Raw genomic sequence first — 5,130 nt, 5'->3', positions numbered from 1 at the left:
CCACGGGCCGTGCACCCTTCGAGGCTCGCTCCGCTCGCACCTCAGGGTGACGGGGACGACATGTGGTCGGCGAGAGGTTACTTCGCCAATTCCTTCGAGCGCCGGGTCGCCGCGGCGATGGCGCGGGTCATCAGCGGCTGCATGCCGTCGGTCGCCATCAGCACCTCGAGCGCGGCCGCGGTGGTGCCGCCGGGCGAGGTGACATTCTGCCGCAGCGTCGCCGACGGCAGATCCGAGCGATGCAGCAATTCACCGGAGCCGGCGACGGTCGCGCGCGCCAGCGTGGTCGCGAGCTGCTCGGGCAGGCCGGCCGCGACGCCGGCGCGGGCGAGCTCCTCGGCGAGCAGGAACACATAGGCCGGACCGGAACCCGAGACCGCGGTCACCGCGTCCATCAGGTTCTCATCGTCGACCCATTCGACCAGCCCGGTCGCTTTCAGCAGCGCATCGGTCATGGCGCGTTGCGCGGCGGTGACGTGCCTTGAGGGCACCGCGACCGTGATGCCGCGGCCGATCGCCGCCGGTGTGTTCGGCATCGCGCGCACCACTGCGCCGCCGACCACTTCTTCGAGCGCTGACATCGTCGTGCCGGCCATGATCGAGACCACGAGGGTCGACGGACCGACCAGTGCCTTCAGCGCAGCGCCGGCGTCGCGGAACGATTGCGGCTTCACCGCGACGACCAGCGTGTCGACCGTGCCGAGATCCGCCGCCTGCGGATTGAGCCGCACGCCCTTGGCGGCAAGCGCGGAGATCTCAGGCGAAAGATGCGGATCGATCACCGCGACATGCTTGGGCGAGAGGCCCTGCGCGAGCCAGCCGGTCAGCATTGCGCCGCCCATCTTGCCCGCGCCCGCAAGCGCGATGGTGCCGGTGGTATTCGTCAATGCGCTGCTGGATGTGTTCACGGGTCGCTCCACAAACTCTGTGTCGTCCCGGCCTTGAGCCGGGACCCATAACCACAGGCGGTTCTAGTGAAGCGAAGGGCGGGCGACAAGCAGTATGCGCGACCACTGACGCCGCGGAGTATGGGTCCCTGCTTCCGCAGGGACGACGCTGAAGGTGTGGAAAGGCCGGGCGAAGCCGTTACGCCTCGCCCTCGGTATCGAACATCGCGGCGGCCATCGCCTCGGCGGTCGACTTGCCGGCCCACACCACGAACTGGAACGCCGGATAGTAGCGCTCGCAGGCATGGATCGCGTTGACCACCATGGCCTCGCATTGCGCGGTGGACGCGGTGAGGCCGCCGGGCAGCACCAGCGCCTGACGATGCATCACCATGCCGGTGTGGGTCCACAGGTCGAAATGGCCGACCCATAGTTGTTCGTTGATCGCGGCGACCAGCCGCTGCACCTCGGCGCGGCGCGCCTGCGGCATCTTCATATCGAAGGCGCAGGCGAGATGCAGCGCCTCGATCTCTCCCATCCAGGTGAAGGAGAGCTGATAGTCGATCCAGTCTCCCTTGGAGACGATCGTCACCTCGTCTTCGCCGGAACGCTCGAACGCCCAGTTGTTGTCGGTGGCGATATCCTCGACCACCGCAAGCGGGTTGTTCCGGGAATCGATAATGCTTTCGAGGAGGGACATGCCGTCTCGGACCTTGTTCTTATGATCGCTTGATACGCACACGGAAGCCGGCACTTGCGACATACTGCGTCGTGGCCGAGTGCAGTTCCTTGACCGGGCTTCCGGATGCCCCTGGACCTGACGCCGATGAAGTGATGTGATTTGCGGAATCCGCGCAACCGCACGCCGAGTCCGTCCACAGCCAAAGCGCGCATCGTCCACAGCTGATCTCCGCCACACTTGTGATTTTGCGAACAAATCGGAATCTAGGCGTTCGCGTAACGGTTTATTAACCATTTGCAGGCGCTTCGCCGCACGCGTGAATCAGCCTTTCGGGCGCTCACTTCTCTCTGCAAGGGCCGCAGCGCGCTCATGGGGACATGCCGTTTCCCCATGCCAAAGGTGCTTGCCCAGCTGTCGCGGTTTGGTCATATTTCGCCTCAGGCACGTCCATCCCGGGCGTGCCGAGTTCTCAGGGCGGGGTGAAAATCCCCACCGGCGGTAAAGGGTGATGAGCCCAAGCCCGCGAGCGCCTTCTTCCGCGAAGCCGGAGGAAGGGTCAGCAGATTCGGTGCAATTCCGAAGCCGACGGTTACAGTCCGGATGAAAGAGAACGGTTGCGGCAGCCAACGCGATTTTCGCGTGGGCTTGTGTCGTTGTCCGTGTGCCCTGATTCTGGTCCTGAAAGAGGAAAGCCATGAATCAGATGTTGCAAGACGCTGAAGTCCAGACCTCCCAAGCAGAAAGCCTTCCCGATACGCCGGCTAGTCCGCCGGCGCCGGAGCATCCGCACTTCGCCAAGCCGCAGCGCGTTGCCTTCGTGCAATCGTCCTGGCATCGCGATGTGGTGGAAGAGTGCCGCATCTCCTTCCTGAAGGAGATCGAGGCGCGCCACATCACCAATGTCGACGTGTTCGAAGTGCCGGGCTCGTTCGAGATCCCGCTGCATGCGCAGCTGCTGGCGAAGACCCGCCGCTACACAGCGATCGTCGCGGCCGGGCTCGTCGTCGATGGCGGCATCTACCGCCACGAATTCGTCGCCGATACCGTGATCAAGGCGCTGATGGATGTGCAGTTGCGCACCGAGGTGCCGGTGTTCTCGGCGGTGCTGACGCCGCAGCAATTCCACGAGACCGAGGTGCATTACGACTTCTTCCGCAAGCACTTCGTGATCAAGGGGATCGAGGTCGCGGAAGCCTGCGCCAACACGCTGCTCAGCCTCGAACGGCTGCGCGGCCAGGTCGCGGCGGGGATACCTGGCTAGCGCGTCAATAGTTTAAGGCCCGACGCAAAAGCGATTCCGGCATGCGTGCCGGGATCGCGCTCGCAGCCAGCGCGTTCGGTTATGCTTGCCGGCATAATCAGAACGCGCGGGAGGCGCCCATGACCGAACAACAATCTTCCGACTGGCTCGGCCTGTCGGGCCGCGTTGCCGTCGTCACCGGCGGAGGCGGCGGCATCGGCCGCGCCACCGCCGTCAGTTTCGCGCGCGCCGGCGTCAGGGTCGCCGCGCTCGATCGTGACGAGCGCGGGCTTGCGGAGACCAAGGCGAAGCTTCGCGAATTCGGCGACGGTCATCTCGTCGCGAGCTGCGACACGACCAGCGAGGACAACGTCGCGGCTGCGGCCGACGCCGTCGCGCGCACGCTTGGTTCTTGCGACATCCTCGTCAACACCGCGGCGGTGCTGCGCCCCGGCGGGCTCGACACGCTGCCGCTCGCCGAATGGAATGCGGTGCTGGCGATCAATCTCACCGGCTATTTCATCTGCGCGCAGGCGTTCGGTCGCCAGATGCGCAAGGCCGGGCGCGGCAGCCTTATCCACGTCGCCTCGATCGCCGCCAGCAATGCGCAGGGCCAGAGCGGCGCCTACAGCGTCAGCAAGGCCGCCGTCGTGATGCTCTCGCAGCAACTCGCCGCCGAATGGGGCCCGCACGGCATCCGCAGCAACGTGGTCAGCCCGGGCCTCGTCGTCACGCCGATGAGCCAGGCCTTCTACGACACGCCAGGGGTTACCGAGCGGCGCACCGCCGTGGTGCCGATGCGCCGGATCGGCGCGCCGCAGGACATGGCGGACGCAACCCTGTTCCTGGCAAGCGACCGCGCGTCCTACGTCAATGGTGAGGAGATCATCGTCGACGGCGGCTATGCGCGGACGCTGATGAGCCACGTGCCGCGGCCTGGGTTTTGAGTTGGTGGCCGCTGCCGCAAACTCGGTGTCGTCCCGGCCTTGAGCCGGGACCCATAACCGCCGAAGTCAATTGTTCTGAAGGCTGGGGCCACAGCTGCGTTCCACAATGGAGCCCTGTGATTTTGGGTCCCTGCTTTCGCGGGGACGACAGTGAACCTAATCGAACAGGCTGGAGACCGACTCCTCCGCCGCGGTGCGGCCGATCGCTTCGGCAATCAGGCCGGCGATCGAGATCTGGCGAATGTTCGGCGCCTTGTTGACGGCTTCGGTCGGCAGGATCGAGTCGGTGATGACCAGTTCCTTCAGCCGCGACGAGGCAATCCGCGCGGCGGCGCCGCCGGACAGCACGCCGTGGGTGATGTAGGCCGAGACTTCCTTGGCGCCGTGCGCGATCAGCGCCTCGGCCGCGTTCACCAGCGTGCCGCCGGAGTCCACGATGTCGTCGACCAGGATGCAGTTGTAGCCGGCGACGTCGCCGATCACGTTCATCACCTCGGACTCACCGGGGCGCTCGCGGCGCTTGTCGACGATCGCAAGCGGGGTGTTGATGCGCTTGGCGAGGCCGCGGGCACGCGCCACGCCGCCGACGTCGGGCGACACCACCATCACCTTGGCGAGGTCGAACTTCTCTCGGATATCGCGCACCATCAGGGGCGCCGCGAACAGATTGTCGGTCGGGATGTCGAAGAAGCCCTGGATCTGGCCGGCGTGCAGGTCGAGCGTCATGACGCGGTCGACGCCGGAGTGCGAGATCAGGTTGGCGACGAGCTTGGCCGAGATCGGCGTACGCGAGCCGGACCTGCGATCCTGCCTCGCGTAGCCGAAATAGGGCACCACCGCCGTGATGCGGCGCGCCGAGGAACGGCGCAACGCGTCGGTGATGATCAAAAGCTCCATCAGATTGTCGTTGGCCGGATACGACGTCGACTGAATGATGAACATGTCCGAACCGCGGACGTTCTCCTGGATCTCGACGAAGATCTCCATGTCGGCGAAGCGCCGGACCACGGCCTTGGTCAGTTCGATGCCAAGTCCCTTGGCAATGTCCTGCGCCAGCGCAGGATTGGAGTTGCCGGCGACGAGCTTGATTGATCCGTTCTTTGCCGACATCGATGCTTCCCCCCGCGCCTTGCTGGATACGACGTTCAGCATCTCAAGTCCTTACAGAACCGGCGGGTTTTCGGTGCGCGAGGGAATATCAGGCAGGCGGCTCCGATGGCAACCCATTAGGCGCTTCGGCCCACGTTTTCCTGGGCAAAAAACGCCTTTCCCCGGGAGATTCGGGGGGTTAGTTGGCGGAATAGCTGAGTGCCACGGTTTCGGGCGCGGCGGGGGCCGGGGCACTGACCATCGCTGGCCCACGGAGCTCCGGTG

The 5,130-nt window shown here is 65.4% G+C and carries 5 protein-coding genes and 1 riboswitch; of the genes, 2 read left to right on the top strand and 3 right to left on the bottom strand.

Annotated features, from left to right (window positions below):
* Positions 1-77: 77 nt before the first annotated feature.
* Together proC and H8B02_RS44980 are read right to left on the bottom strand one after the other, a co-directional pair.
* Positions 78-908 carry a pyrroline-5-carboxylate reductase gene (gene proC / locus H8B02_RS44985; protein ID WP_229172172.1) on the bottom strand — a complete coding sequence of 277 codons (831 nt, stop codon included), beginning with the start codon at positions 906-908 and terminating at the stop codon, positions 78-80.
* Positions 909-1,086: 178 nt separating this feature from the next.
* Entirely contained in the window at positions 1,087-1,587 is a 501-nt protein-coding gene (locus tag H8B02_RS44980) for a type III secretion system chaperone family protein (RefSeq protein WP_016844492.1), read from the bottom strand.
* Between the two features lie 443 nt (positions 1,588-2,030).
* A riboswitch (FMN riboswitch) is annotated at positions 2,031-2,185 on the top strand.
* 78 nt (positions 2,186-2,263) lie between these two features.
* On the opposite strand from H8B02_RS44980, the gene H8B02_RS44975 reads away from it, so the two are divergent.
* Entirely contained in the window at positions 2,264-2,830 is a 567-nt protein-coding gene (locus H8B02_RS44975) for a 6,7-dimethyl-8-ribityllumazine synthase (protein ID WP_229172171.1), read from the top strand.
* Between the two features lie 119 nt (positions 2,831-2,949).
* A complete protein-coding gene (locus tag H8B02_RS44970; protein WP_229172170.1) occupies positions 2,950-3,756 on the top strand; it encodes an SDR family NAD(P)-dependent oxidoreductase in 807 nt (268 codons plus the stop codon).
* 156 nt (positions 3,757-3,912) lie between these two features.
* Here H8B02_RS44970 and H8B02_RS44965 read toward each other — a convergent pair whose 3' ends face one another.
* The gene (locus tag H8B02_RS44965) at positions 3,913-4,866 is read right to left on the bottom strand and encodes a ribose-phosphate pyrophosphokinase (RefSeq protein ID WP_171948021.1); all 954 of its coding nucleotides are present in this window, start codon (positions 4,864-4,866) and stop codon (positions 3,913-3,915) included.
* Positions 4,867-5,130: the final 264 nt, after the last annotated feature.

Source organism: Bradyrhizobium altum, assembly GCF_020889705.1.
Taxonomy (GTDB): domain Bacteria; phylum Pseudomonadota; class Alphaproteobacteria; order Rhizobiales; family Xanthobacteraceae; genus Bradyrhizobium; species Bradyrhizobium altum.
This window is presented reverse-complemented; position numbering and strand designations above follow the sequence as displayed.